At 72.6% G+C, this 20,576-nt stretch carries 22 protein-coding genes; 11 read left to right on the top strand and 11 right to left on the bottom strand.

Annotated features, from left to right (window positions below; all coding sequences use genetic code 11):
- Nucleotides 1-4 precede the first annotated feature (4 nt).
- The 4 genes from ASF49_RS11510 (at nt 5) to panC (ending at nt 3,649) form a co-directional block, all read left to right on the top strand.
- Nucleotides 5-1,312, top strand: coding sequence for a BatD family protein (locus ASF49_RS11510; protein ID WP_056472791.1), 1,308 nt, complete (start codon nt 5-7; stop codon nt 1,310-1,312).
- A 26-nt stretch (nt 1,313-1,338) separates the two neighbouring features.
- On the top strand, nt 1,339-2,253 hold the full coding sequence (gene bla, locus ASF49_RS11505; protein WP_056472437.1) for a class A beta-lactamase: 915 nt from the start codon (nt 1,339-1,341) through the stop codon (nt 2,251-2,253).
- A 50-nt stretch (nt 2,254-2,303) separates the two neighbouring features.
- On the top strand, nt 2,304-2,705 hold the full coding sequence (locus ASF49_RS11500; protein WP_056472433.1) for a hypothetical protein: 402 nt from the start codon (nt 2,304-2,306) through the stop codon (nt 2,703-2,705).
- Between the two features lie 86 nt (nt 2,706-2,791).
- Entirely contained in the window at nt 2,792-3,649 is an 858-nt protein-coding gene (panC, locus tag ASF49_RS11495; protein ID WP_056472429.1) for a pantoate--beta-alanine ligase, read from the top strand.
- Nucleotides 3,650-3,661: 12 nt separating this feature from the next.
- Here panC and ASF49_RS11490 read toward each other — a convergent pair whose 3' ends face one another.
- The 8 genes from ASF49_RS11490 to ASF49_RS11455 form a co-directional block, all read right to left on the bottom strand.
- Nucleotides 3,662-5,119 carry an extracellular catalytic domain type 1 short-chain-length polyhydroxyalkanoate depolymerase gene (locus tag ASF49_RS11490; RefSeq protein WP_243214517.1) on the bottom strand — a complete coding sequence of 486 codons (1,458 nt, stop codon included), beginning with the start codon at nt 5,117-5,119 and terminating at the stop codon, nt 3,662-3,664.
- A 68-nt stretch (nt 5,120-5,187) separates the two neighbouring features.
- A complete protein-coding gene (locus ASF49_RS11485) occupies nt 5,188-5,613 on the bottom strand; it encodes a hypothetical protein (protein ID WP_056472427.1) in 426 nt (141 codons plus the stop codon).
- Between the two features lie 130 nt (nt 5,614-5,743).
- Complete coding sequence (dnaQ, locus tag ASF49_RS11480; protein ID WP_056472785.1) at nt 5,744-6,466, bottom strand: DNA polymerase III subunit epsilon; 723 nt, start codon at nt 6,464-6,466, stop codon at nt 5,744-5,746.
- Nucleotides 6,467-6,524: 58 nt separating this feature from the next.
- Nucleotides 6,525-7,139: a dephospho-CoA kinase gene (coaE, locus tag ASF49_RS11475; RefSeq protein WP_082511150.1), complete on the bottom strand. Its 615-nt coding sequence runs from the start codon at nt 7,137-7,139 to the stop codon at nt 6,525-6,527.
- Nucleotides 7,136-7,975, bottom strand: a complete 840-nt coding sequence (locus ASF49_RS11470; RefSeq protein ID WP_056472415.1) for a shikimate dehydrogenase — start codon at nt 7,973-7,975, stop codon at nt 7,136-7,138. Before ASF49_RS11470 ends, coaE begins: the two co-directional genes overlap by 4 nt.
- Nucleotides 7,972-8,970 (bottom strand): cation diffusion facilitator family transporter, encoded by a 999-nt coding sequence (locus ASF49_RS11465; RefSeq protein ID WP_056472412.1) that lies wholly within the window; start codon nt 8,968-8,970, stop codon nt 7,972-7,974. Before ASF49_RS11465 ends, ASF49_RS11470 begins: the two co-directional genes overlap by 4 nt.
- A 126-nt stretch (nt 8,971-9,096) precedes the next feature.
- Nucleotides 9,097-9,543 carry a protoporphyrinogen oxidase HemJ gene (hemJ, locus tag ASF49_RS11460; protein WP_272481502.1) on the bottom strand — a complete coding sequence of 149 codons (447 nt, stop codon included), beginning with the start codon at nt 9,541-9,543 and terminating at the stop codon, nt 9,097-9,099.
- A gap of 7 nt (nt 9,544-9,550) precedes the next feature.
- Nucleotides 9,551-10,696, bottom strand: a complete 1,146-nt coding sequence (locus ASF49_RS11455; RefSeq protein WP_056472407.1) for a uroporphyrinogen decarboxylase family protein — start codon at nt 10,694-10,696, stop codon at nt 9,551-9,553.
- A 566-nt stretch (nt 10,697-11,262) separates the two neighbouring features.
- Here ASF49_RS11455 and ASF49_RS11450 point away from each other — a divergent pair.
- The 3 genes from ASF49_RS11450 to ASF49_RS11440 are packed head-to-tail and all read left to right on the top strand — an operon-like array spanning nt 11,263 to nt 13,109.
- Nucleotides 11,263-12,093, top strand: coding sequence for a pyruvate, water dikinase regulatory protein (locus ASF49_RS11450; RefSeq protein WP_056472779.1), 831 nt, complete (start codon nt 11,263-11,265; stop codon nt 12,091-12,093).
- A gap of 17 nt (nt 12,094-12,110) precedes the next feature.
- Complete coding sequence (locus ASF49_RS11445) at nt 12,111-12,728, top strand: Maf family protein (RefSeq protein WP_056472404.1); 618 nt, start codon at nt 12,111-12,113, stop codon at nt 12,726-12,728.
- Between the two features lie 30 nt (nt 12,729-12,758).
- Nucleotides 12,759-13,109 (top strand): lysozyme inhibitor LprI family protein, encoded by a 351-nt coding sequence (locus ASF49_RS11440; protein WP_056472400.1) that lies wholly within the window; start codon nt 12,759-12,761, stop codon nt 13,107-13,109.
- Nucleotides 13,110-13,138: 29 nt separating this feature from the next.
- Here ASF49_RS11440 and ASF49_RS11435 read toward each other — a convergent pair whose 3' ends face one another.
- The 3 genes from ASF49_RS11435 to ASF49_RS11425 all read right to left on the bottom strand — a co-directional run bounded on the left by ASF49_RS11435 (nt 13,139) and on the right by ASF49_RS11425 (nt 16,520).
- Nucleotides 13,139-13,843 (bottom strand): uracil-DNA glycosylase, encoded by a 705-nt coding sequence (locus ASF49_RS11435; protein WP_056472397.1) that lies wholly within the window; start codon nt 13,841-13,843, stop codon nt 13,139-13,141.
- Nucleotides 13,843-15,309, bottom strand: a complete 1,467-nt coding sequence (locus tag ASF49_RS11430; protein WP_056472774.1) for a bifunctional metallophosphatase/5'-nucleotidase — start codon at nt 15,307-15,309, stop codon at nt 13,843-13,845. Before ASF49_RS11430 ends, ASF49_RS11435 begins: the two co-directional genes overlap by 1 nt.
- A gap of 257 nt (nt 15,310-15,566) precedes the next feature.
- Nucleotides 15,567-16,520, bottom strand: coding sequence for a class I SAM-dependent methyltransferase (locus ASF49_RS11425; RefSeq protein WP_056472395.1), 954 nt, complete (start codon nt 16,518-16,520; stop codon nt 15,567-15,569).
- Between the two features lie 125 nt (nt 16,521-16,645).
- Here ASF49_RS11425 and hemH point away from each other — a divergent pair, with 125 nt between their 5' ends.
- The 4 genes from hemH to ASF49_RS11405 all read left to right on the top strand — a co-directional run bounded on the left by hemH (nt 16,646) and on the right by ASF49_RS11405 (nt 20,526).
- Nucleotides 16,646-17,734, top strand: coding sequence for a ferrochelatase (hemH, locus tag ASF49_RS11420; RefSeq protein ID WP_056472392.1), 1,089 nt, complete (start codon nt 16,646-16,648; stop codon nt 17,732-17,734).
- 89 nt (nt 17,735-17,823) lie between these two features.
- Nucleotides 17,824-19,020: an ATP phosphoribosyltransferase regulatory subunit gene (locus tag ASF49_RS11415; RefSeq protein WP_056472389.1), complete on the top strand. Its 1,197-nt coding sequence runs from the start codon at nt 17,824-17,826 to the stop codon at nt 19,018-19,020.
- Nucleotides 19,013-19,993, top strand: coding sequence for an ATP phosphoribosyltransferase (gene hisG / locus ASF49_RS11410; RefSeq protein ID WP_056472386.1), 981 nt, complete (start codon nt 19,013-19,015; stop codon nt 19,991-19,993). The genes ASF49_RS11415 and hisG overlap by 8 nt, the downstream gene beginning before the upstream one ends.
- Nucleotides 19,994-20,079: 86 nt before the next feature.
- Nucleotides 20,080-20,526 (top strand): hypothetical protein, encoded by a 447-nt coding sequence (locus tag ASF49_RS11405; protein WP_056472383.1) that lies wholly within the window; start codon nt 20,080-20,082, stop codon nt 20,524-20,526.
- Nucleotides 20,527-20,576 lie beyond the last annotated feature (50 nt).

The following is a 20,576-nucleotide window of genomic DNA, read 5'->3' as shown; positions in this document are numbered from 1 at the left end:
TGTGATGCAGCCCCCCCGCTCCCCCGCGCGGGAGAGGGGTTTGACGGCGTGTCTCGCCCTGGTCCTCACCTGCCTCGCGCCCCTCCCCGCCCGGGCCGAGATCGGCCCCGGCGACCTCACCCTCACGGTGACCCCGGAGCGCAACGGCAACGCCGATCCGTTCTCCCGCGAGATGGTGCTGCTGCGCATCCACGGGGTCTACCGGCAGCCGATCCTGCTGGAGGAGGTGATCCAGCCGTCGCTGGCCAATTTCAGCTGGACGCAGCTCGGCCGCGACGCCTGGTCGAAGACCCGGCTGCCCGACGGGCAGGTGGCGATCGCCTTCGACCGGGTCGTGGCGATCTTCCCGCACCATCCGGGCGACTTCACCATCGATCCGTTCCTGCACCGCCTCACCGTCAACGACGGCGGCCAGCGGGTCGTCGTCGACGTGCCCTCGGCCCCGGTGACGCTGCCCGTCGCCACCTGGACGAAACCGGTCGGCGGCCCCGACGCCAAGGAGCCGTGGTGGCTGCCGGCCAAGGACGTCACGATCACCGATTCCTGGAGCCCCGATCCCGAGACGGTGAAGCTCGGCGAGACCACCCGGCGCATCGTCACCCTGGAGGCGCAGGGCATGGTCGCCGAGGGGCTGCCGCCCCGCCCGGTGATGCGCACCCGCGGCATCCTCACCTTCGCCGGGCCGGTGACCCGCGAGACCCTGATCACCCCCGCCGGACCCGTGGCCCGCGTGACCTACCAGTGGGACGTGCGCCCCGCGATCGAGGAGATCATTCCCCTCGACGCGATCGTCATCCCGTGGTTCGACACCGTCTCGCGCACCCTGCGCGAGGCCGAGATCCCGGCCCGCCAGATCGGCGGCGGCCTGCCCGACCGGGACGACGAGGCGAAACCCGTCCTGCCGGCCTCCCCCCTCGTGGTGGCGACGGCGGCCCTCGGCGCCTTCGGCCTCGGCCTCGCCCTGCTTGGCTTCGGCACCGGGAGCCGCCCCGGACGCCGGCGCCTCGACGCCCGGACGCGCCGGGCGCTGGGCCGCGCCGCCGCGGCCCGGGATGCCCGGGCCTTCCGCGCCCATCTCGATCCCGTGCTCCTGGAGCAGCCGGACCTCGCCCGCGCCTGGCGGGCCGAGCCGGAGATCGCCGCGGGCCTCGAGGCTCTCGATGCCAGGCTCTACGGGCCCGGCCCCGCGACCGCGCTGGACCTGCCGGACCTCGCCCGCGCCCTGGGACGTCCCGTCGTCGCGACCGCCCCGGCCGCGGCGGCACCCACCCGCCTCGCCCCCCTCGACGGACGGGCGCGGACCGCACCGTGACCTCGCCGCGACCGTTCTGGAATCCCATGCGCCTGACGCGACGGACCCTCCTCGGGGCGGGGACCCTCCTGCCCGCGCTGCCGCGGCCGGGGGCGGCGCAGGCCCGGCCGGATCGCGGAACCGCCGGCCGGTTCGCCGAGGCCGAGGCGGCGCTCGCGCGGATCGCCGGAGAACTCGGCGGCCGGGCCGGGATCGCCGTCCTCGACACGGGCGGCGGACCCGCCCTCCTGCACGACGCCGAGGCCGCCTTTCCGCTGTGCAGCACCTTCAAGCTGCTCCTCGCCGCGGCGATCCTGGCTCGTGTCGAGGCCGGCCGCGAACGGCTCGACCGGCGCCTCGCCTACGGCGCGGCCGACCTCGACGCCTACGCTCCCGTCACCGGGGGCGCGCTGAGGGCGGGCGGCCCGGAGGCCGGGGGGATGTCGGTGGAGGCCCTGTGCGCGGCCGCCATGGTCTGGAGCGACAACACCGCCGCCAACCTCCTGCTCGGCGCCCTCGGCGGGCCCGCGGCCCTGACCGCCTGGTGCCGGGACCTCGGCGACCCGGCGACCCGCCTCGACCGGACCGAGCCCGACCTGAATTCGGCCGTGCCCGGCGATCCCCGCGACACCACCCGGCCCGCCACGATGGCGGCGACCGTCGCGAAGATCCTCCTCGGCCCGACGCTGACGGAGGCCGGCCGTGCCCGCCTCGAGGGCTGGATGACGGCCTCCCGCACCGGGACGAAGCGCCTTCGGGCCGGGCTTCCGGCGTCGTGGGGCGTCGGCGACAAGACCGGCACCGGGTCCAACGGCACCGCCAACGTGGTGGCGCTCCTGCGCCCGCCGGCCCGGGCGCCCCTGGTGGCGGCGGTCTACCTGACGGGATCGGACGCCCCGAGCGAGGCCCGCGACGCCGCCCATGCGGCGATCGGCCGGGTCATCGCGGAGACGTATGGTTAACGCTCGGTTCACGCCTGCCTGCCACCCTCGTCCGGCGAGGAGTGGACCCGATGCGGCGTGGCTTTGTGGCGATCAGACGGGGCGGCCCGGTGCCGGCGCTCGTGCTCCTGGCCGGGCTGGTGGCGGTCCCCGCCGGTGCGGCGGATTTCGGCGGTCTCGCCTTCCCGACCCCCGGCCGCGCGGCCGAGGGCTACGCGGCGGAGCCCGAGGGCCTGCCGCGCTACTTCCCGCGGGCGGAGGAGGAGGGCGGGGTGGTCCACCGCGCACCGGTGCCGCGCCGGCGGCTGGCCGGCTGCATTCCCCGCCGGGTTCCGATCCCCACCGACGCCCCCGGCGACCCGAGCTACGTCGGCTCGGCCTACGGCCTCGGCAAGCCGAGCTATTACGGCTTCACCCCGCCCCTCGGAGTGGACGATCCCTACGGACGGCCGCTGCGGCCCTATTGTCCCTAAGGCGTCTGGCATCCCCGCGGCGGTGCGATTAGGTCTCGCGCCCGAGGCGCGATTCCCGCCGAAGTTCTGCCGAGGACGAGGTGCCGATGTCCGATCCCACTCCCCTGCTCCGGTTCACGGCCGTCGCTCCCTTGCGGGCGGAGGTCGCCGCCTGGCGGCTTGCCGGCGAGCGGGTGGTGCTGGTGCCGACGATGGGGGCGCTCCATGCCGGCCACGTCGCCCTGATGGCGCGGGCGCGCAGCCTCGGCCGGCGCGTGGTGGCGAGCATCTTCGTCAATCCGACCCAGTTCGGTCCGAACGAGGATTACTCGCGCTATCCCCGCGACACCGCGGCGGACCTCGCCCGGCTGGCGGAGGCGGGCGTCGATGCGGCCTATCTGCCGGAAGTCTCCGGCATGTATCCCGAGCATTTCGCGACCCGGATCGAGGTCGGCGGCCTCACGGAGGGTCTGTGCGGCGCCTACCGGCCCGGCCACTTCTCCGGCGTCGCCACGGTGGTGACCAAGCTCCTCAACCAGGTCCAGCCGGACTGCGCCCTCTTCGGCGAGAAGGACTACCAGCAGCTCCTGGTGATCCGCCGCGCCGTGCGCGACCTCGACCTGCCCGTGGAGATCCTGGGCGTCCCGACCCTGCGGGAGGCGGACGGCCTCGCCCTGTCCTCGCGCAACCGCTACCTCGCGCCCGAGGAGCGGTCCCGCGCGCCGCGCCTCCATGCCGTCCTGACCGAGATCGCCGCGGGCCTCGCGGCCGGCGCGGACGCCGGTCCCCTGATCGAACGGGGCCGGGCCGCGCTGGCGGCGGCGGGATTCGAGCCGGTGCAGTATCTCGAAGTCCGCGATGCCGAGACGCTGGCGCCGGTCGAGCGCGCGACCCGACCGGCCCGAGTGCTGGCGGCGGCCTATCTCGGCCGCACGCGCCTCATCGACAACGTGGCGGTGGGCTGACCCGCCGGACGCTCAGGCCCGGCCCGCCGCCAGGGGATTGGCCCGGAAGAAGTCGAGCATCGCCCGCGTGGCATCCGGTCCGCGCGGATCGGTGTAGCTGCCGGCCGGGCTGCCGCCGGACCAAGCATGGCCGAGGCCGCGCACGATCCAGCCCTCCACCGCGACCCGGCCGTCCGCGTCGGCGTAGCGGGTGCGGGTGTAGGGCAGGCCGCCCGGGCTCACCGCCTCGGCCGCCTCGGGCGTCAGCCCGTCGATGCCGGCCTGGGCCAGCGCCTGCTCGCCGTTGCGCGGGTTGACGGTGCCGTCGCTCTCGCCGTGGAACACGATGGTGGGCACCCGCACCGCGGACGCCGCACAGTCGGCGGCGGCCACGGGGCCCAGGCGCATCACCGTCAGCGCGGTCGAGACGTCGCGGGCACAGCCCGCCGCGAGGCCGGAATGGATCCCCACCGCCGCGTACAGGTCGGGATAGGCCCGGGCGATGTTCACCGCCGCGGCGGCACCCGCCGACAGGCCGGCGATGTAGACGCGCGCCGGGTCGACCCGGTGCTCGGCGATGATCGCGCGGGTGAGCCCGGCGATGATCCCGGCCTCGCCGGAATCCCGGCCCTGGTCGACGGGCTGAAACCAGTTCCAGCAGCGCTGGCCGTTGGCACGCCCGCTCTGCGCCGGATAGGCGACGAGGAAGCCCTCGGCCTCGGCGAGGGCGTTCATGCCGGTGCCGGCGGCAAAGTCGTCCGGCGATTGGGTGCAGCCGTGCAGCATCACCACCAGGGGCAGGTCGGGACGGACGTCGCTGGGAACGAAGAGCTTGTAGTCCCGCGCGCCGGCCGCATTGGCGAAGCTGTGCTCGGTGAAGCTGCCGCCCTCGGTAAGGGGCGCACGGGCCTGGTCAGTGCCCGACGAGCCGAGGCCGCCGGCAAGCCCCGAGACGAGGGTGCCGAGATTGCCGACGAAGCCTCCGCCCGGAAGTCCGGAGCCTGCGGGACCCGAGGCGCCCGGGTTCGGGATGCCGTGGCCAGCCTTCCCGAGGCCGCCGAGAACCGGGGCGATTCCCCGCGTCACCGTCTCGACGACCTTGCGCAGCCTCTCCGGCAGGATCGCGGCGAGACCGGCCTCCTCGCCGGCGGCCGAACCCGGTTTGGAGAAAGCAGCCTTGGAGGAACCCGGCTTGGAGGAAGGATTCGCGGCGGCCTTGACCGAGGCCCCGGACCGGTCGGGGGTGGTGCGCTGGACGGCGGGACCGGTCTCGATGCGCTCGGCCACTAGGTCGATGGTGTGGGGTTCGGCGGCCGGAGCGGTGTGCCCCGCCTGGGGCCGGGACGCGGGCGATGCGCCGGTGAAGCCGCGCTGCAGCAGGTCCGTCGCGTCCTGCAGGCGTCCGGCCGCAGTGAGGCGCGTCGCCTCCATCATGTCGGCGAGGCGGTTCTGCATCCGGTTCGAAGGGTCGGTCTTCGAAGAATCGGTCATGGGTTTCGCTTTCCGGCTCGACGGGGCGTCGAACCATGCGAGGTCGGGAACGCGGGTTGGGACGCAGTCTAGAGAAAGCGGTCGGCGAGGGCCGCCTTCACACCCGGGGTCGCCTGCAGGCTTCCCATGACCTCGATCGACGCGATGGCGTCGCGGGCCAGTTCCGGGCTGACGTCGGGCGCGATGCTGGCGAGCCCGAGGACGCGGATGTCGAGGCGGATGCCGCTGGCGCGGGCCGCCTCGAGTTCGGCCCGCTCGTAGCGGCGCAGGCCGAGTTCGACGCCCTTGCGGGCGACCGATTGTCGTGTGACGTCGCCGTGGCGGGCGATCTGGTTGCGCACGGCCGTGCGGATGAAGTCGCTCCGGTTGGCGTAGACGCTCTCGGACACGAGAAGGTCGATGTGGCCGAGGTCGACGTAGCCGAGATTGATCGTGATCTTCTCGGTGTCACCGACCCGGATCGGCGCCCTGGGCTTGTCCTCGAGATCGAGCATCGTACCTTCCCGCTACCATCCACCAGGATGGTATATGGGAGGTCTTCGCTGCGATGCAACATGGCGGCACGATGCATCGCAGCATCGTGGGACGCCGGATCCGCACCGGTGCGGGCAGGTTCGGCGGCCCCTAGGCCGTCTCCTCTCCGCCAAGGTAGTCGCTCCAGACCGCCCCGCCGCCGAGGGTGGCGATGAAGGTCGCGTGCCGGGCGCGCTCGGTCTCGCTGAGGCGGTGGCGCAGCTGGCGCGGGCCGACCGGCACGGCCTCGCCACCATCCCCGATCACCACCACCGCCTCGACCTCCGTCATGGCGAGCCCGAGACTGGTCTGCTTGCCGCCGAGGAGCTCAACATAGACCTCGGCCAGGATCTGCGCGTCGAGGAGCGCGCCGTGCTTGGTCCGCCGCGTGGTGTCGATGCCGTAGCGCGAGCACAGGGCGTCGAGGTTGTTGGCGGCCCCCGTGTGCTTGCGGCGGGCGAGCTGCAGGGTGTCGACGACGTCGGCGAGGTCGATGGGCGGAGGGGCGGCCGCGCCGAGGCGGGCATATTCCATGTTGAGGAAGCCGACGTCGAAGGGCGCGTTGTGGATCACCAGGGGCGAGTCGCCGCAGAAGTCGCGGAATTCGTCGACGATGTCGGCGAAGAGCGGCTTGTCGGCCAGCATGGCGTCCGAGATACCGTGCACCGCGAAGGCGCCCTGTGAGACCGGCCGGGTCGGATTCACGAGTTTGTGGAAGACTTTGCCGGTCTGGACGTGGTTGATCAGCTCGACGCAGCCGATCTCGATCAGGCGGTCGCCGTTCTTGGCGTCCGTGCCGGTGGTCTCGGTGTCGAGGACGATCTCGCGCAGCATCGAAGGATCCTGGAGGGTGGCGTTCGGCCACCGGACCATGCGCCCTCCCCAGGCCGCGTCAAGGCGCAACCGGCACCGGTCCCGCGGTGAGGTTCCGGATGATCGCCGCCACCTCGGCCTCGGCGTGGTCGAAGCCCAGGCTGGTGTCGAGGACGAAGTCGGCCCGGGCCCGCTTCTCGGCATCGGGCAGCTGCTTGGCGCGGATCGCCTCGAAGGTCGCCGCATCCATGCCGGGCCGGGCGAGCACCCGGGCGCGCTGCACGTCCAGGGGTGCCGTGACGACCAGCACCGCGTCACAGCGGGCATCGGCCCCGGTCTCGAACAGGAGCGGGATGTCGAGGAGTACCAGGGGCGCGTCCGCGTGGCGCGCGAGGAAGTCGCGGGCCGCGGCCTGGGCCAGGGGGTGGACCAGGGCCTCCAGGGCGGCGAGGCGGTCGGGCGCGCCGATCACGGCCTCGCGCAGGCGCGTCCGGTCGACGGCACCGTCCGCGTCCAGGGTGCCGGGGAAGGCCGCGCCGATGGCTGCGGCGGCCGCGCCGCCGACGCCGTAGAGGGCATGCACGGCCGCGTCCGCGTCGTGGACGGGCACTCCGTGGCGCGCGAAGATCGCCGCCGTGGCCGACTTGCCCATGCCGATCGAACCGGTGAGCCCGAGGATGACGGACCGGCTCACGCGGGTGCCAGGTCGGCGACGATGCGGGCGCGCAGGGCCGGCGTCACGCTCGGCGTCGTCCGGAACCAGCGCGCGAAGCCCGGCACCGCCTGGTGCAGCAGCATGCCGAGGCCGTCGACGGCGGGCAGTCCCCGCGCCCGAGCCGCGGCGAGGAGGGGCGTCTCCAGGGGCGCGTAGACGATGTCGGCCACCGTCGCGTCCTCGGGCAGAGGCAGGAGGTCGAGATCGAGGGGCGGGTGGCCGACCATGCCGAGGGAGGTGGTGTTCACGAGGAGTCCCGTCCGCGCCATGGCGTCGGGCAGGTCGTGCCAGGCCACGGCCTCGACCCGGGCGGGATCGAGCGCCGCGAGGGCCTCGGCCCGGGCCAGCGTCCGGTTGGCGACCCAGATCCGAGAGAGGCCGCGCTCGAGCAGGCCGACCACGATGGCGCGGGCGGCTCCGCCGGCACCGAGCACCAGGGCGGTGCCGGCGCCGCGCTCGGTCCAGCCGAGGCCGAGGCTCTGATCGAGATGGGCGATGAAGCCCGGGGCGTCGGTGTTGTCGCCGCAGAGGCGCTCGGACCCGTCGAAGAACAGCGTGTTGACCGCCCCGATCTTCTCCGCGCGCGGCGTCCGGGATTCGACGCGTTCGAACGCCGCCTCCTTGTGCGGGATGGTGACGTTGCCGCCCGCGAATCCCTTCTCGCGCAGGGACGCCAGGAAACTCGGAAAGGCCTCCGGCGCCACGTCGACCCGCTCGTAGCTGCCGTCGATGCCGTGCTCGCCGAGCCAATGGCCGTGGATCAGGGGCGAGCGCGAATGCGCGATGGGATGGCCGACGACGAAGGCGCGGATCATGCGGTGCAGTCTCCGGCGAGCGCGCAGGCGGGGCCGCCCGCCTCCTCGATCTGCAGGGTGGCGTGGCCGATGCCGAAGCGCGTTCTCAGCTCGGCGGCGGTGGCGATGAGGAAGCCGTTGCCCGGGTGTCCCTCCGCCATCACGAGATGGGCCGTCAGGGCGATCTCGGTGGTGCTCATCGGCCAGATGTGGAGGTCGTGCAGGTCCGAGACGCCGGCGCGGTCGCGCAGGTAGGCCCCCACCGCCGCCGGGTCGATGCCGGGCGGCACCGCCGAGAGGGACATCACCACGCTGTCGCGCAGGAGGCCCCAGGTCGCCCAGACGATGAGGCCGGCGATGACGAGGCTGACCAGGGGGTCGATCCAGGCCGCCCCCGTCAGCACGATGATGAGGCCAGTCACCACCACGCCGGCCGAGACGGCGGCATCCGCCACCATGTGCAGGTAGGCACCGCGGATGTTGATGTCGCTGCCCTTGCCGGACATGAAGAGCCAGGCGGTGGCGCCGTTGATGAGAATGCCGATGCCGGCCACCACCATCACGGTCAGGCCCGCCACCGGCTGCGGCTCGGGGGCGATCAGGCGGGCGACCGCCTCCCAGGCGATGGCGCCGGTGGCCACCAGCAGGAACACCGCGTTGAACAGGGCGGCCAGGATCGAGGAGCCGCGCAGGCCGTAGGTGAAGCGGGCGGTGGGCGCGCGCTTGACCAGCACCGAGGCGATCCAGGCGACGACGAGCCCGAGCACGTCCGAGAGGTTGTGGCCGGCATCCGCCACCAGGGCCATGGACTCGCTGGCGAAACCGTAGACCGCCTCGATGATCACGAAGACGATGTTCAGGCCGATGCCGATGGCGAAGGCCCGCCCGAAAGTGGCCGGCGCATGGGAATGGCCGCCATGCGAATGCCCACCCCCGTGGCCGTGCCCGGCATGGGCGGGTGCAGGCCCGTGATGCGCGTGGTCGTGTTCGTGGTGATCGTGCGTGTGCTCAGCCATCGGTCCTGCCTTCAGTCCCGCCTCGGGCCGTGGCGGCCCGTCGGTTCCCCCGTGCCCGGCCGGCCCTTCCTCCCGGGTTCACCGCATCCCGTCGTCCTGTGATCCCGGGAAGAAGGGCGACGGCCCTCATCCGAAACTCGGCTTCACGGCGGCCAGGATCACGATCAGGATCATGAGGAGCGTCGGCACCTCGTTGAGGATGCGGTAGAACTTGTGGCCGCGGGTGTTCCGGTCGGCGGCGAAGTCCTTGACCATCCGGGCGAGCCAGCCGTGGATGCCGCTCATGGCGAGCACCAGGACGACCTTCGCCTGGAGCCAGCCGGCGGCGTAGTAGCCGCTCATCCAGGCGAGGATCAGCCCGAAGATCCAGGTGGCGATCATCGCCGGGGTCATGATCGCCTTCAGCAGCCGCCGCTCCATGACCTTGAAGGTCTCGGACTGGGCCGCCGCGTGCGGCCCCGGCGCCAGGGAGGCGTGATAGACGAACAGGCGCGGCAGGTAGAGCATCGCCGCCATCCAGGAGATCAGCGCGACGAGGTGCCCGGCCTTGAGCCAGGGATAGAGGCTGTCCACCGCCGCCTCAGCCCCGCAGCCGGGCGAGCATGCGCTCGACATGGGCGATCGGGGTCTGCGGGGTGATGCCGTGGCCGAGGTTGAAGATATGCGGCAGGCCTTCGGTGGCGGCGAGCACCCCGTCCACCGCCGCGTCGAGGGCCGCCCCGCCCTCGATCAGCGTCTCGGGATGGACGTTGCCCTGGGTCACCGTCGTGGCGGGCACCCGGTCGCGCAGGGCCTTGAGGTCCACCGACCAGTCGACGCCGACCGCGTCGGCGGCGGTCTCGGGCACCACGCGGGCATGGCCGTCGAGGCCGGAACCGCGGGCGAACACGATGATCCTGGCCCCCGGCACCCGGGCGCGGACCCCGGCGATCATCCGGGCGATGGGCTGGAGCGACCAGCGGGTCAGGGCGTCGCGCTCCGCGGATTCGGGCAGCGCGCTCTCGGCGACCTCGTTGACGGCCGCCTCGCTGGTCTCGCCGGCGCCGCGCGCATCGGGCAGCGCGCCGGCATGGGACTCGAAGATCTGCACCGCGTCGGCCCCGGCCTTGAGCTGGCGCACGAGGTACTCGGTCTGCACCGTGACGAGGCGGTCGATCAGCGCCTCCACCAGGGCGGTGTCGTGCCGGGCCAGCGCGCGGGCGGGGGCGAGGTCCGGCGTGCCGCGACCGCCGATCATGTAGCTCGCCACCGTCCAGGGCGCGCCGCAGAAGCCCAGCAGCGTGGTCTCGTGGGGGAGCTCGGCGCGCAGGCGCCGCACCGTCTCGAAGACGGGTTCGAGATGCGCGAAGATCGCCGGATCGCCGGCCTCGCGCAGGCGCTCGAACTCGGCCCGGCCGGCCATGGCGTCGAGTCGCGGCCCCTCGCCCTCCACGAAGCGGACGTTCTGGCCCAGCGCGTCCGGGATCACCAGGATGTCGGAGAACAGGATCGAGGCCTCGAAGCCGAAGCGCCGGATCGGCTGCAGCGTGACCTCGGTGGCGAAGTCGGGATTGTAGCAGAGGTCGAGGAAGGAGCCGGCCTTCGCCCGAACCTCGCGATATTCCGGCAGGTAGCGCCCGGCTTGGCGCATCATCCAGGCGGGGGGACGGGGCAGGGCTTCGCCCGCGAGAACCCGCAGGACCGCTCGATCCCCTGGAACGCGGTCCCCTGCAACTGCCTGGCTCATCCGATCTCCGACGTCCCGTTCCCTGAGGGCCGGTATGTAGCACCGAAGCGTCGGATGTCCTCCTCTCGAAAACCCTTCCCTCCGAAATCCCTTTCGCTTGAAACCTCCTGCTCTCGCTCGGGTCCCGGAAGGGGGCTTCCGCACTCGTCCCCACACCGGCTCTCTAAAAGGAAAGAGAGATTCTAGGACTCTGTTTTTTCTTTTAGAGGGGCGGATGACGGGAGCGAGAAACCGTCCACAGGGCGTCCCCGCGGTCGCGGCGTTAATCAGGCTTTAACGGATTGGGTCCAATGTCCCGGATAGGTGATGGCCTACAGTGCCTTGCCCATGCCCGGCCGCTGGCGAGGGGGGCTCGGTCCCGGATTCTCCCAAAACCGCGCGGGAATCGCGCCGGTGTGATCGCGTGTTGACGCCGGAGTCGACAAGCCGGCTCGGTCAGCCGCTGGACCGTTCGGGCAAGCCGGCTTATCCACCCTTATCGACTCCCCTGACCGAGCCCGGTGGACAAGACCCTGCGGCGCGCCGTCATGGATCCTCTCCGCCGGGCCGGAGGAGACTGCCTCTCGATGAGCCGTAGCTATTTTCACCTGCACCTCGTCTCGGATTCCACCGGCGAGACGCTCATCAACGTGGGCCGCGCGGCCGCCGCCCAGTACGAGGGCGTCTCGGCGATCGAGCATGTCTATCCCCTGGTGCGCTCCGGCCCGCAGCTCGAGCGGGTGATCTCCGAGATCGAGGCCGCGCCGGGCCTCGTGCTCTACACCCTGGTCGGCCACGATCTCACCGAGCGGCTGGAGGCGGCCTGCCGCGAGACCGGCTCGCCCTGCCTCTCGGTGCTGCAGCCGGTGCACGCCCTGCTGCAATCCTATCTCGGGGCGGATTCGACGGCCCGGCCCGGCGCGCAGCACATGCTCAACGCCGAGTACTTCAAGCGCATCGACGCGATGAACTTCACGCTCCTGCACGACGACGGCAACCTGCCCCTCGACGTGGACGAGGCCGACGTGATCCTGATCGGCGTCAGCCGCACCTCGAAGACCCCGACGGCGATCTACCTCGCCAATCGCGGCCTGAAGACCGCGAACTTCCCCCTGGTGCCGGGCATGCCCCTGCCCGAGAGCCTGGAGACGGCGCGCAAGCCGCTCCTGGTCGGGCTCCTCGCCAGCCCGGAGCGCATCGTCCAGATCCGCCAGAACCGCCTCCTCAGCCTGAAGGCCGACGATTCCTCCCTCTACGTCGACCGCAGCGCCGTAGCCGACGAGATCGCCGCCTGCCGGCGGCTCTGCGCCAAGCACCGCTGGCCGACCATCGACGTGACCCGGCGCTCGATCGAGGAGACGGCCGCCGCCATCCTCGACCTGCACCGCGAGCACCGCCTGAAATTCATCGCCTCGTGAGTGGCCCGAGCCGCCCGATGCCCGCCTCGCCCTGGCGCGGAAGCCGGCCCCTCCTCCTCGCCTCCACCAGCGCCACCCGGCGCGCGCTTCTCGCGAGCGCGGGCCTTGCCGTCGACACCGAGAGCCCGGGCATCGACGAGCGGGCGGTGGAGGCGGCCTGCGCCGGTCTCCCGCCCGAGGCCCTGGCCCGCCGGCTGGCCGAGGCCAAGGCTTCGGCCGTGGCGGCCCGCCGGCCCGAGCGCGTGGTGGTCGGTGCGGATCAGGTCCTCGAATGCGACGGCACCCTGTTCCACAAGCCGGCGGACCTCGCCGCCGCCCGCGCCCAGATCGGCGCCCTCGCGGGCCGGACCCATGCGCTGCGCGCGGCGGTGGCCCTGGCCGTCGACGGCGCCGTGGTCGAGACCTTCGTCGAGACCGCGCAGCTGACCATGCGGCCCCTCGATGCCGCGGCGATCGCCGCCTATGTCGATCTCGCCGGACCCGAGCGGGTGTGCTCCAGCGTCGGCGGCTACCAGCTCGAGGGCCTCGGCATCCACCTGTTCGCGGCGGTCGCGGGCGAGCATTCCACCATCCTCGGCCTGCCGCTGCTGCCGCTCCTGGCCCGTCTGCGGGCGCGGGGCTGGCTCGGCATCTGACGTTCCTCCCGCCCTCGCGAGGCCTGATCCATGGTGACGTTTCTCCGCCCGCTGCTCGGTGTCGTGCTCCCCGTCCTCGCGGCCGGCTCGGCGCAGGCGGCGAGCTTCTCCTGCGAGAAGGCGGAGACCGCCGACGAGAAGGCGATCTGCGCCCACCTGTCCCTGAACGACCTCGACGTGGAGATGGCGACCCGTTTCGAGATCCTGCGGGCGATGCTGCCGATGGGCGGCAACGCGAAACTGCGCGAGGACCAGGAGACCTGGCTCACCGAGCGCCGCGCCTGCGCCGCCGACGTCGCCTGCCTGAGGCAATCCTACGAGGACCGGCTGAAGGTCCTGCGGGCGGTGTTCTCGGAATTCGCCAAGCAGGGTCCGCTCTGAGGCCGGGTCCGGACCGGACGTTCCCGGTCTCAGCCGAGCTGCCAGTCGATCGGAGTGACGCCGTGGGCGGACAGCCAGGCATCGGCCGCGTCGAAGGGGCGCGAGCCGGGAAAGTCCCGCGCCCGGTTGAGCGGCGAGGGATGGCCGCATGCCACGATGCCGTGGCGGCCGGCATCGACCAGGGCGGCGCGGGCGCGCGCCTGTGCGCCCCAGAGCAGGAACACCGCCGGCTGCGGACGGGCCGAGACCGCCGCCACCGCCTGGTCGGTCAGGGCCGACCAGCCGTAACGCAGGTGCGCCCCGGCCTTGCCGGCCTCCACCGTGAGGGCGGCGTTGAGCAGGAGCACGCCCTGCCCGGCCCAGGGCGTGAGATCGCCCGTCCGGGGTCTGGCCGGCGGCGCGCCCGGTTCGGCGAGCTCGGCCAGGATCACCTTGAGCGAGGCCGGAAGTCGGCGCGGGCCCACATACGAGAAGGCGAGGCCGTTGGCGTCGCCCGGCGTCGGATAGGGGTCCTGTCCGAGGATGACGACCTTCACCCGCTCGAGGGGTGTGAGCGCGAGGGCGTTGAAGATGTTCTCCGGGGCCGGCAGCACCGTGGCGCCGGCCGCGATGCGGGCATCGACCCGGGCGGCCACCGCCTCGGCGGCGCCGTCTTCGAAGAACGGCAGGGCGAGCCAGGACGAGCCGCATCTCCGGAAGCGGGCGAGGGCGTCGGCGACGGGCGTCTCGGGCATCAGCGGACCAGGATGCGGCCCTCCGCGGGGGCGGGGAGCGGGGCGTTGGCACGGATATAGGCCATCACCGCGTTGGCCACGAGCTGGCCGTCGGTCCGGCCGATCAGGGTCCGGCCGCGGGCGAGGTCGCCGTAGCCGTTGCCCCCGTCGTACAGGAAGTTGTTCGACGCCACCGTAAAGGTCGCGTCGGATTCGACGGGCACGCCGTCCGCGCTCAGCGCCAGGATCCGCTTGCCCACCGGCGCGGCGGGATCGAGGGTGACCACGAGGCCGGAGACCTGGGGGAAGCGCCCCGCCGGGCGCCCCCAGTCGGCGAGCGCCCCTTCGAGGAGGGCGCGGAGGCGCGCGCCCGTCAGCGACACCAGCACGATCGTGTTGCCGAAGGGCAGCTCGGTGAGGATGTCGCGCCGGGTCAGGGTCGTGCCGGCCGGATAGAGCCGGTTGCCCCGGATGCCGCCGCCGTTGGTGATCGCGACCTGCGCCCCGGTGGCGGCCCGCATGGCGTCCGCGACCAGGCTGCCGAAGCTCGCCTCGCGGACCCGCACCGTGGCGATGCGGCTGTCGAGGGGCGCGCGGGTCACGCCCACCGGCACGTCGAGCTCCCGCGACAGCTCGCTCTGCAGGCGCTGCACCACCGCCAGGGTCTCGGGGTCGGGGGTGACCTGGGCGGAGTCGTGGATGCGGAAGCTCGGGCGCCACGCCACCCGGCGGTCCCGCCCCGTCCCGGTCACCGTCGCGGTGACGTCGATGGCGGTGACGTAATGGGCGTCGAAGCTCGATTCCGCCATCACGGTCTGGCCGTCGTAGCGCACCACGAGATCGTGGTCGTGGCCCGAGAGCAGGATGTCGACGAGGCGGGCGGCCACGATGGCGTCGTCCGTCGGCCGGGCCGTGTGGCAGACGCCCACCACGAGGTCGACGCCCTCCTCCCGCAGGACCTGGACCTCGCGGGCCAGGGTCTCGATCTCGGGGAAAAAGCGCAGGTCGCCCGCCTGCGATTTCTCGGGCGTGCTCGCCAGGGCGATTCCCACCACGCCGACCCGGATGCCCCCGAGGGTCACCACCATCCGGTCGCGCAGGCCCGCCAGGGGCCGGCCGGCCCCGTCGCGCAGGTTGGCCGCCAGGACCGGGAAGCTCGCCTCGCCCATGCGCTGGGCGAAGGTCGCCGGGCCGAAATCGAACTCGTGGTTGCCCGGCACGAACACGTCGGGCGGCGCGCGGTTGAGGAGCTCGACGATGTGAGCGCCGCGGTCGAAGCCCGACAGCAGCGACGGCGAGAGGGTGTCGCCCGCATGGGCATAGAGCATCGGCACGCCCCGGGCGCGCTCGGCCTTCACGATGGCGGCGAGGCGCGCGAAGCCGCCCCGGCCGTCGACCTCGGCCATCTGGTAGAGGTCGTTGACGAGAAGGAGCGTGAAGGTCGGGTCGGGTGCCGTCGCGGGCGCGGCCTCGGCCGGGCTGCCCAGAGCGACGGCGAGACCCGCCCCGAGGGCGAGGGTCTGGCGCCGGTTCGGAACCGGTCCGGCAAGATTCGTTGTGCGAGGATTCGTTGTGTCAGGATTCGTCGAGGGAGCGTTCGTCACGGCGGCGTCTCAGGCGTCGGGCGGGCGGCCGGATGCCGCCGCCCGATCCCGTGTTCTAGGACGCCGTTCGCGAAGGGCCTACGACGGCCGGCCGCCGCCGTGCGAGGGTCCGGCCCCCGTGTCAGGGTTCCGCGGCCGCTTCAGCGCGACACGAAGGTATCGCGCACCGCCTTGGCGTTGCGGCGGACCATCGGCCAGAGCCAGGCGCCGGAGGCCAGGAAGACGGCGGGCGGCATCGGTTTCAGCTCCACGGCCAGACGCTCGGCGAGCCCGGGATTGGCCAGGGTCACGGGCGGGGCGTCGGTCTTGGCGTAGACCACCGCGGTGTTCTCGCGCGGATAGTCCGGATGCGGCACGAGGCCGGCCCGGCGGGCGGTGAGGTCGAAGGTCTCGCGCACGAAGCCGTGGACATGGGCGAAGTGGAAGCGCTCGTGCGCGGGCTTGCCGGTGGTGGCCATGTCGGGCACGGCGGCGAAGAGCACGCCGTCCGGCTTCAGCCAGCGCGACAGGCGCTCCATCACGTCGGCCGGATCGCGCAGGTGCTCCAGCACGTGCCGGGTGGTGATGACGTCGAAATGCGCCTCGGGGAAGCGCTCGTCATCGGCATCGTCCAGAACCTCGACGCCGTGGTGGGTGCGGGCATAGTTGGCGTAGTCCCGCCCCGGCTCGATGCCGATCGCCTCGCAACCCTTCGCGCGGACCTCGGCCAGGAACTCGCCCGAGCCCGAGCCGAAATCGAGCACCCGGGCGCCGGGCTTCAGCTTGGGTGCCAGGAGCCCGGTGCGGAAGGCGGCCTCGCGGGCCGAGCGCTTGAGGTGGACCCGCGGCGGGCCGCCCGCGAAGGCGAGCTGGTAGTCGGCCCGGTAGGCGGTGGCGTAGTAGTCCGCGAGCTCGGCCGGTGTCGGCATCGGATCGGTGCGGATGAGGCCGCACTGGCGGCAGGCGATCGAGCGCAGGGTCTTCAGCCGGCGGTCGCTCTCGGCCACCACCACGGATTCCGCCGAGCCGCAGAGATTGCAGGCGGTCGGCCCCCCCGTATAGGGATAGCCCGTGAAGGGCATGAAGTGGTTGAGGAAGTACCGGGGAGACGGCATGTCGCGCCTTCATCCATCGTGTGATCGCTGGAAGGCTCCGTGCTCTAGATAGATATCCCCCACGACACAACCTTTGTGAACCCGCCGCTCTCAAGCGCTCCCCTCCAGAGCGATACGGAAACCCGATGAACGAACGCGTCGCACCGCCGCTCCCGCAGGACGGCCTGTCGCTCCCGACCCAGGCGGGCGTGCCGCAGGGCGCGCCCCTGCCGTCCGAGCATCCGCCGGTGCGCTGGGGCCGGGTCGGCGTCCTCCTGATGAATCTCGGAACGCCGGAAGGTACGAGCTACTGGCCGATGCGCCGCTACCTCAAGGAGTTCCTCTCGGACCGCCGGGTGATCGAGGTCCCGCGCCTGATCTGGTGGCCGCTCCTCAACCTCGTCATCCTGACCAAGCGCCCGGGGCCGAAGGGCCGCGACTATGCCAGCGTGTGGAACAACGAGCGGGACGAGGGCCCTCTCAAGACCATCACCCGCGGCCAGGCCGAGCGCCTGCAGGCGGCCATGGGTGATTCGGTCGTGGTCGATTGGGCCATGCGCTACGGCAAGCCGGAGGTCTCCGTGCGGATCCAGGCCCTGCTCGACCAGGGCTGCGACCGCATCCTGCTGGTGCCGCTCTATCCCCAATACGCCGCCGCGACCTCGGCCACCGCCTGCGACCAGGCCTTCAAGGCCCTGATGCAGATGCGCTGGCAGCCGACCGTGCGCGTCTCGCCGCCCTATCACGACGACCCGGTCTACATCGAAGCGATGGCGACCTCGATCCGTGAGGGCCTGGCCAAGCTCGATTTCGAGCCCGAGGTGATCCTGACCTCGTTCCACGGGGTGCCCAAGAGCTACCTCCTGAAGGGCGACCCCTACCATTGCCAGTGCGTGAAGACCGGGCGCCTGATCCGCGAGGCGCTGGGCTTCTCGACCGAGCGGATGCGCACCACCTTCCAGTCGCGCTTCGGCAACGAGGAATGGCTGCGGCCCTACACCGACGAGACCGTGCAGACCCTCGCCAAGAGCGGCGTCAAGCGCATGGCGATCGTGGCGCCCGGCTTCACCGCCGACTGCCTCGAGACCCTGGAGGAGCTCGACGGCGAGAACCGCCACTACTTCGAGGACAATGGCGGCGAGCAATTCGCCTACATCCCCTGCCTGAACGACAGCGACCTCGGCATGACGGTGATCGAGACCGTGGTGCGGCGCGAATTGCAGGGCTGGGTCTAGGCGCCCCGGCCGGAGGCCGTCGCCAAAAGCCATCGCCAAGCGCAGGCCCGGTTGCTACTAGAGCCCGCGACGAGGCGGCAGGCGAGACGATGACGAGACCGGAGGCAGGCGCGGGCACCGCGGGGGAACGATCGCAGGACCACCTGCGCCTGCTCGCGCATTTCCAGGAGGCCGGCTACGGCGCGGTGACGCCGCCGGTGCTGCAGCCGGCGGAGCCGTTCCTCGAACTGTCGGGCGAGGACATCCGCCGGCGCATCTTCGTGACCCAGGACGCCTCGGGCAGCGAGCTCTGCCTGCGGCCGGAATTCACGATTCCGGTCTGCCGCCACCACCTCGCGCACGCCCCGAAATTCTCGGCGCCCTCGCCGTCCGCCCCGCAGGGCGCCGATTACAGCTATCTCGGGCCGGTCTTCCGGCTGGCCGGCGACGAGCCTGACGAGTTCCTCCAGGCCGGCATCGAGTCGGTCGGGCGCACCGACACGCCGGCCGCCGATGCCGAGGTGATCGGCCTCGCCCTGGAGGGCCTCGCCCTGCTCGGGCGCAGCGACGTCGCCGTCCGCCTCGGCGACATGGGCCTCGTCGACGCCCTGCTCGACGCCCTCGGCGTGCCCCCCACCGCCAAGCGCCGCACCCTGCGGGCGCTGGCCGCCGGCCGCTCCCTCGACGCGGTCACCAACGGCCTGCGCACCGAGGACCCGCATGCGGGGCTCCTCGCGGCGATCCAGGGCCAGAATCCCGGCGGCGTGCGCGCCTTCGTGGAGGACGTGCTGTCGATCGCCGGCATCTCGCGGGTCGGCGGCCGCAGCGCCGGCGAGATCGCCGAGCGCTTCCTCGCCAAGGCCGCCGCGCAGGCGAGCGGCGGCTCAGGCCTCAACCCCGAGAACCGCGCCATCGTCGACCGCTACCGCGCCATCGAGGGCGACCCCGACAGCGCCGCCGCCGCGGTGCGGGCCCTGGTACAGGAGGCCGGCCTCGACCACCCGCCCCTCGACGCGGCCCTCGACCTGTTCGAGGAGCGCACCGGCTTCATGGCCGCCCGGGGCCTCGCCGTGGAGCGCTTCCGCTTCTCCGGCGGCTTCGCGCGCAACCTCGACTACTACACCGGGTTCATCTTCGAGGGCACGGCGCCGGGTGCGCCGAAGCTGCCCCTGGTGGGCGGCGGCCGCTACGACGGCCTGCTCCAGCATCTCGGAAGCCCCGTGCCCGTGCCCGCCGTCGGCTGCGCCGTCTGGCTCTCGCGGGTCGCCGCGAACGCTCCCAGCGAGAAGGACGCGACCGTTGGCTGAACCGGATTCCCTCGTCCTCGCCGTTCCGTCCAAGGGCCGGCTGCAGGAGAACGCCGCCGCCTTCTTCGCCCGGGCCGGCCTCAAGCTCGCCCAGAACACCGGCGCCCGCGACTATCGCGGAAAACTCGTCGGCGTGCCCGGTGTCGAGGTGCGCTACCTCTCGGCCTCCGAGATCGCGGCGCAGCTCGCCAGCGGCACGGCCCATCTCGGCATCACCGGCGAGGACCTGATCCGCGAATCGCTGCCCGACGCCCGCGGCCAGGTCGAGCTCCTGACGCCGCTCGGTTTCGGTCAGGCCACCGTGGTCGTGGCCGTGCCCCAGGCCTGGATCGACGTCCGCGCCATGAGCGACCTCGACGAGGTCGCCGCCGAGATGCGGGTCCGCCACGGCAAGCGCCTGCGCATCGCCACGAAGTACGTCAATCTCACCCGCCGGTTCTTCGCCGAGCACGGGGTCGCGGATTACCGCATCGTCGAGAGCCTGGGCGCCACCGAGGGCGCGCCGGCCGCGGGCTCGGCCGAGATCATCGTCGACATCACCACCACGGGGGCGACGCTCGCCGCCAACGCCCTGAAGATCCTGGAGGACGGGATCATCCTGCGCTCGGAGGCGAACCTCGTCGCCTCCCTGAACGCGCCCTGGGGCGAGCCGCAGCGCCGGGCGCTGCGCGCCGTCCTCGGCCGCATCCAGGCGGAGGAGCGTGCGCGCACCACCCGCGAGGTCCGTGCCGCCATGCCGGACGACGGCGACATCGACCTGGCCGGCATCGCCGCCCTGCACGATGCCGCCCTGCCCTACGGCGCGCCCGAGGGCCGCGGCGAGATGGTGCTGCACTGCCCGGTCGACGCGGTGTTCGATCTGGCCGACGCCCTGGTCAAGGCCGGGGCGGGCGCCGTGAGCGTGCGCAAGGTCGACTACGCCTTCACGCCGGACAATCCGCTGATGGACCGGCTGCTGGGCCGGCTCGGCTGAGGCCGGGCGTTTGACGCCGGACGCCCGGGGCCTATCTCAGCGCGCAAGCGGAGCGTGAAGCCTCCGCGCCTGAGGAAACCCCACGCATGTCCGCTCGTCCCCCGCTGGCCGCAGGCCTCGCCGCTTGCCTCGCCACCTGTCTCGCGCTGCCGCCGGCCGCGCAGGCCCAGATCCGCAACGCGCCCTCGCCGCGGGCGCTCGAATTCGCCGCCTACATCTTCGCCGCCGCCAATGTCTGCGGCTACCGCATCGGCACGGAGGAGTTCGACGCCCTCCTCGAGAAGCAGAACGTGCGCGCCGCCGACGTCAGTCCGCGCGGGCCGTTCGGCGGACGGGTGCAGACCATGTTCGCCCTGATGTCGAACCAGATGCAGCTCAACCGCGAGCAGGCCTGCATCGCGGTGGCCGGGGAATACGGTCCGGAGGGCAGCATCAGCAAGAACGTCCTCCGGCCCGCGCCGCCCGCCGAAAATCCCGCTGCCGAGAATCCCGCTGCCGGCGCGCCGCCGAGCGAGGCCAAACCGGCGCAATAGGCGATCGCCGGCCGGGCGGTCCCCGCCGGCCGGCCCGTCGGGCGATCCGG

Source organism: Methylobacterium sp. Leaf104 (genome assembly GCF_001422885.1).
Lineage (GTDB): Bacteria > Pseudomonadota > Alphaproteobacteria > Rhizobiales > Beijerinckiaceae > Methylobacterium.
Note: the sequence above shows the minus strand (reverse complement) of the source record. Positions and strands in the feature narration are given on the sequence as shown.

Excerpts from the sequence above, each read along its gene's own strand:
- ASF49_RS11510 (WP_056472791.1), top strand. The coding sequence starts at position 5 with ATGCAGCCCCCCCGCTCCCCCGCGCGGGAGAGGGGTTTGACGGCGTGT.
- bla (WP_056472437.1), top strand. The coding sequence starts at position 1,339 with ATGCGCCTGACGCGACGGACCCTCCTCGGGGCGGGGACCCTCCTGCCC.
- ASF49_RS11500 (WP_056472433.1), top strand. The coding sequence starts at position 2,304 with ATGCGGCGTGGCTTTGTGGCGATCAGACGGGGCGGCCCGGTGCCGGCG.
- panC (WP_056472429.1), top strand. The coding sequence starts at position 2,792 with ATGTCCGATCCCACTCCCCTGCTCCGGTTCACGGCCGTCGCTCCCTTG.
- ASF49_RS11490 (WP_243214517.1), bottom strand. The coding sequence starts at position 5,119 with ATGACCGATTCTTCGAAGACCGACCCTTCGAACCGGATGCAGAACCGC.
- ASF49_RS11485 (WP_056472427.1), bottom strand. The coding sequence starts at position 5,613 with ATGCTCGATCTCGAGGACAAGCCCAGGGCGCCGATCCGGGTCGGTGAC.
- dnaQ (WP_056472785.1), bottom strand. The coding sequence starts at position 6,466 with ATGCTGCGCGAGATCGTCCTCGACACCGAGACCACCGGCACGGACGCC.
- ASF49_RS11470 (WP_056472415.1), bottom strand. The coding sequence starts at position 7,975 with ATGATCCGCGCCTTCGTCGTCGGCCATCCCATCGCGCATTCGCGCTCG.
- ASF49_RS11465 (WP_056472412.1), bottom strand. The coding sequence starts at position 8,970 with ATGGCTGAGCACACGCACGATCACCACGAACACGACCACGCGCATCAC.
- ASF49_RS11455 (WP_056472407.1), bottom strand. The coding sequence starts at position 10,696 with ATGAGCCAGGCAGTTGCAGGGGACCGCGTTCCAGGGGATCGAGCGGTC.
- ASF49_RS11450 (WP_056472779.1), top strand. The coding sequence starts at position 11,263 with ATGAGCCGTAGCTATTTTCACCTGCACCTCGTCTCGGATTCCACCGGC.
- ASF49_RS11445 (WP_056472404.1), top strand. The coding sequence starts at position 12,111 with ATGCCCGCCTCGCCCTGGCGCGGAAGCCGGCCCCTCCTCCTCGCCTCC.
- ASF49_RS11440 (WP_056472400.1), top strand. The coding sequence starts at position 12,759 with ATGGTGACGTTTCTCCGCCCGCTGCTCGGTGTCGTGCTCCCCGTCCTC.
- ASF49_RS11435 (WP_056472397.1), bottom strand. The coding sequence starts at position 13,843 with ATGCCCGAGACGCCCGTCGCCGACGCCCTCGCCCGCTTCCGGAGATGC.
- ASF49_RS11425 (WP_056472395.1), bottom strand. The coding sequence starts at position 16,520 with ATGCCGTCTCCCCGGTACTTCCTCAACCACTTCATGCCCTTCACGGGC.
- hemH (WP_056472392.1), top strand. The coding sequence starts at position 16,646 with ATGAACGAACGCGTCGCACCGCCGCTCCCGCAGGACGGCCTGTCGCTC.
- ASF49_RS11415 (WP_056472389.1), top strand. The coding sequence starts at position 17,824 with ATGACGAGACCGGAGGCAGGCGCGGGCACCGCGGGGGAACGATCGCAG.
- ASF49_RS11405 (WP_056472383.1), top strand. The coding sequence starts at position 20,080 with ATGTCCGCTCGTCCCCCGCTGGCCGCAGGCCTCGCCGCTTGCCTCGCC.